The sequence below is a fragment of the Muricoccus nepalensis genome (genome assembly GCF_006438825.1).
GTDB lineage: Bacteria > Pseudomonadota > Alphaproteobacteria > Acetobacterales > Acetobacteraceae > Roseomonas > Roseomonas nepalensis.
The window spans coordinates 1-3,258 of sequence record NZ_RCZP01000103.1 but is presented as its reverse complement, the minus strand read 5'-3'; the positions used below and the strand labels follow the sequence as shown (position 1 = coordinate 3,258).

Annotated in this window: 6 protein-coding genes and 1 pseudogene; 4 read left to right on the top strand and 3 right to left on the bottom strand. The window is 68.2% G+C overall.

Annotated features, from left to right (window positions below; genetic code table 11):
• Positions 1 to 488: MCP four helix bundle domain-containing protein (locus EAH89_RS30605; RefSeq protein WP_194152379.1), on the bottom strand; the 488-nt coding region annotated here is incomplete at its 3' end.
• A gap of 508 nt (positions 489 to 996) precedes the next feature.
• Here EAH89_RS30605 and EAH89_RS30600 point away from each other — a divergent pair.
• Positions 997 to 1,179: a hypothetical protein gene (locus EAH89_RS30600; RefSeq protein WP_140887927.1), complete on the top strand. Its 183-nt coding sequence runs from the start codon at positions 997 to 999 to the stop codon at positions 1,177 to 1,179.
• A gap of 247 nt (positions 1,180 to 1,426) precedes the next feature.
• Positions 1,427 to 1,657: a hypothetical protein gene (locus EAH89_RS30595; protein ID WP_140887924.1), complete on the top strand. Its 231-nt coding sequence runs from the start codon at positions 1,427 to 1,429 to the stop codon at positions 1,655 to 1,657.
• 192 nt (positions 1,658 to 1,849) lie between these two features.
• Here EAH89_RS30595 and EAH89_RS30590 read toward each other — a convergent pair whose 3' ends face one another.
• Positions 1,850 to 2,113, bottom strand: a complete 264-nt coding sequence (locus EAH89_RS30590; RefSeq protein WP_140887921.1) for a hypothetical protein — start codon at positions 2,111 to 2,113, stop codon at positions 1,850 to 1,852.
• A 157-nt stretch (positions 2,114 to 2,270) separates the two neighbouring features.
• Here EAH89_RS30590 and EAH89_RS30585 point away from each other — a divergent pair, with 157 nt between their 5' ends.
• Positions 2,271 to 2,459 (top strand): hypothetical protein, encoded by a 189-nt coding sequence (locus EAH89_RS30585; protein ID WP_140887918.1) that lies wholly within the window; start codon positions 2,271 to 2,273, stop codon positions 2,457 to 2,459.
• A gap of 13 nt (positions 2,460 to 2,472) precedes the next feature.
• Here the strand turns inward: EAH89_RS30585 and EAH89_RS30580 are convergent, their stop codons facing one another.
• On the bottom strand, positions 2,473 to 2,859 hold the full coding sequence (locus EAH89_RS30580) for a hypothetical protein (RefSeq protein WP_140887915.1): 387 nt from the start codon (positions 2,857 to 2,859) through the stop codon (positions 2,473 to 2,475).
• 202 nt (positions 2,860 to 3,061) lie between these two features.
• Between EAH89_RS30580 and EAH89_RS30575 the strand changes: the two are divergent.
• Positions 3,062 to 3,258, top strand: a pseudogene (locus EAH89_RS30575) (IS110 family transposase); the annotation flags it as partial.

Here is a 3,258-nt window from a genome sequence, read left to right as displayed (position 1 = left end):
GCGCGGATGGAGAGCCGGGCAAGATCGGTGTTGAAGGTCTGCAGCGCGGCCGGATCGCCGGCCGCGCCGCTCAGGAGCGGGGCGTCCTGGGCCACGTAGGCCGCCCAGGCCGCGGCGAAGGCGTCGTAGAGCCGCCGCTCCCCCGGGGAGGAGATGAGGGCCTCGTAGCGCGCGCGCAGCGCCTCGATGTCCGTGGCGAAGCCCGCCCGGCGACGAAGGGCATCGGCCCGGACCTCCGGCTCCGAGGTCATCAGCACCCGGGCGCCGTTCAGGCGGACGTGCGAGGTGGCGAAGCGCAACTCGCCCAGGACGCGCACGGAGGGCAGCCAGCGGTCGCGGATCTCGACGGCCGCGGTGTTGACCTGACGCAGCTGCCAGCCCGCGAAGCCGCCGAGCGAGGCCAGGGCGAGGAAGGAGAGGCCGAACGCCGCGATCAGCCGGTTCCTCAGCGAGGAGCGCAGGGCGGGCAGGGCCGGGAAGAACAGCATGGGGGATCTCATCCGACGGTCGGCTGGCAAGGGATGGCGCGCCGTCAACGGCGTGCCCCACAGCAACCTGACCCGGCCGGTATAATTTTCTATCAACCTGCTCGAGGCGGTGTCCCCGGATGTGTCACGGGCCGTTCCGTCATGCGCGGCCGGAGTGCTCGCGGCAGGGGCGTGCTGCGCCACGTTTGTGGGGCGCCTTTCATCCTCTACTTACCCGGGTGTGCCAGTCTGGGCCCACCGAGAGGGCCGCTACTTCCTAACACCGCTTCCTCCTGTGAATGGCCTGGGCTGGTGCGGCCGGCGAACGCTGCCGTGCCAGCCCCCCTCGGCCGAGAGGAGGGGGAGAGTGTCTCCTCCTTGAGCCGTCAGGCCGCGTTCAGTGGTGCAGGGATCAGGCGTCCGCCATCTGGCCGCGGAGCTGCTCGCTGGCCGCGTGCAGGGCATCCGCAACGAGCGCGCAGTGCCTTCTCTGCTCCTCACTCGGGAACGACAGAGGCGCGGCGCTCAGATGATCGCCGAGGCGCCCGCAGACCTCGTGGAGGGCCGCGCGGCGCTCGACGGGATCGTCGAGGCCGTCGAGGTGCATTTCAAGGCTTGCAAGCAGAGCCTGCTGAAGGTGCTGGCTCAGACCAAGCTGCCTGCGACCCACCACGAAGTACCTCCACCATTTAGCGTCGTGTCGTTACCATGACAGGATGACATAGTCCGTGATCACCGCCAGGGGAGGCTACAAAAGCTAACCTTCGCGCTTACAAACGCCATTCCGTGCTGATTCAGCGTCTTGGCCGGGTACCCTCGCACAGCGTCGTTGCCGCGATGTGGAAGCTTGCAACCAACGTGTTGAAGAAGTCTTGCTTCAATACGATCCGTTAAGGAGATTGGATATATCTTCAGTCCCCTGAAGAGCCCACCTCAACCCCGGCCCGAGTACCCCATCCATGTCGCTGCGCCTGACCTCCGACCGCCGCTTCCAGAGCGAACTGCGCTCGGTCCTGGCCACCCTGCAGTGCCTGTCGGACTACGCGGCCGAGCAGGGCGATGCGCCGTCCGCCGCCATCCTCGGCAACGCCGCCGGCCTCATGGAGCTGTCGCTCGTCGGTCCGGCAACCCACGCTCCCGTGCGCCCGCCCGTCCCCACCCGCGAGCAGTTCGAAGCCGCGCCGGCCTGAGGCTCTCCAAGGCGCGGCTCTCACCGCGGGACAGTGTCCTCGTAGGTCAGCACGGCGGACATCAGGCCGATCGCGCGGCGTAGCACGGTCAACATAGACCTCACCTCATCTCATTCGCTGGATTGGCCCTTAACCACCTCGCCCCGTCGCATTTCCGCAACGAACTGCAACGCGGAGGAGCGAGGTCCACTCTCACCCCTTCTCGGCCGCCTCCAGGCGGGTGAACTCGGCGTCGAACAGCGCCGCCAGGCGCGTCCGCAGCGCGATCCCCTTGACCGGGTCGTCCCGGACCGGCGCCTCCGCCAGCACCGTCTCCATCTGCCCGCGCAGCGTGCGGATCAGCGCCAGACGCTCGCCCGCCTCGGTACGCCGCAGCATCGCCTCCAGCGCCCCCGCGATGGAGGCGGCCACCAGGCGGTCAAGTTCATCCTCCGGTGGGTCGAACCCCTCGCTCATCGTTGCGGCCTTTCACGAAAGGTTTCGCGCCTCGTCTCCGCCCTTCCTGTTGCGGTCGTTCTAGGCTGCGATTTACCCTTCGTTTACCACTCGATCCGAGCGTTGCTGAAGCATAACGAAAACACAAAAAGGCAGGTTGTCTTAACAGGAGCGTCCCATGAGCGATCCCTGCCAGGGCCTGTCCCACGCCCGTCACCCGGAAGCGCGCCTGCAGCTCGCTCTTGCCACCACCCAGGCCCTGGCCGAGCACGCGCGGGCGCTGCACCTCACGGAGGCGGACGAGCTTCTCGCCGGCCTCCTCGCCCTCCTCCTGGCTCAGAGCGCCACCCACGAAGGCACCCCGTAGCGCTCACGGAGGCTCAGCCCCTCGGCCTCTCCGACGCGGCGGCGGGCGGACGTCCTAGCGTGATCACCAGCCCGAGCTGCGACCCGTAGCGCTCGAGCGCCTTGCTGCCCTTCGCCGGCACGGGAATGCTGCAGCTCCGGCAGTGGCCGATAAGCGCGGCAATAAGGTCGGCGCCGCCAAGCGTCACCTCCTGCGGCTTGGCCTTCTCCCCACCCGGCAGGGCGCGGTCCGAAAGGATCAGGATGGAGAAACTGATGGGCGCACCGGCCGGCGTCTCGGTCAGCCCGGCGCCCACGACCGTGCCGCTCGGCATCGCCATCCCGCGCGCCCGATGGTAGCTCGTGATCGCCTCCACCACCTCGGTCACCGAGAAGATGAGGTGGCGCAGTTCGGTCGGCATGGCTCTCGCTTCGACAACTTGTTCCGATTGCCACGGAGCGGCCGGGCGCTACCCTGGCGGCAGGACACCCAGGAGGGTCGAGATCGACCGCCTGAGGGCTCATACCGCCGAGCGGATGAACTGATGCGGTGGACGGCCCCTGAGCGGCATCGATGTGCCAGGCTCGCGGCTGTTGAGGTCAGCGAGCGAAGGGACCGTCCGCATGCAGGTTACCACCATCGGCTTGGACATCGCCAAGCGCGTGTTCCAGGCGCACGGCGTGGATGAGGCTGGCCGGGCCGTGCTACGGCGAAAGCTGCAGCGGGTCGAGGTGCTGACCTTCTTTCGAGGCCTGCCGCCCTGCCTTGTCGGCATCGAGGCGTGCGGCACGGCGCATCACTGGGCGCGCGAGATCCGGGC

Excerpts from the sequence above, each read along its gene's own strand:
- EAH89_RS30590 (WP_140887921.1), bottom strand. The coding sequence starts at position 2,113 with ATGAGCGAGGGGTTCGACCCACCGGAGGATGAACTTGACCGCCTGGTG.
- EAH89_RS30580 (WP_140887915.1), bottom strand. The coding sequence starts at position 2,859 with ATGCCGACCGAACTGCGCCACCTCATCTTCTCGGTGACCGAGGTGGTG.
- EAH89_RS30595 (WP_140887924.1), top strand. The coding sequence starts at position 1,427 with ATGTCGCTGCGCCTGACCTCCGACCGCCGCTTCCAGAGCGAACTGCGC.
- EAH89_RS30600 (WP_140887927.1), top strand. The coding sequence starts at position 997 with ATGATCGCCGAGGCGCCCGCAGACCTCGTGGAGGGCCGCGCGGCGCTC.
- EAH89_RS30585 (WP_140887918.1), top strand. The coding sequence starts at position 2,271 with ATGAGCGATCCCTGCCAGGGCCTGTCCCACGCCCGTCACCCGGAAGCG.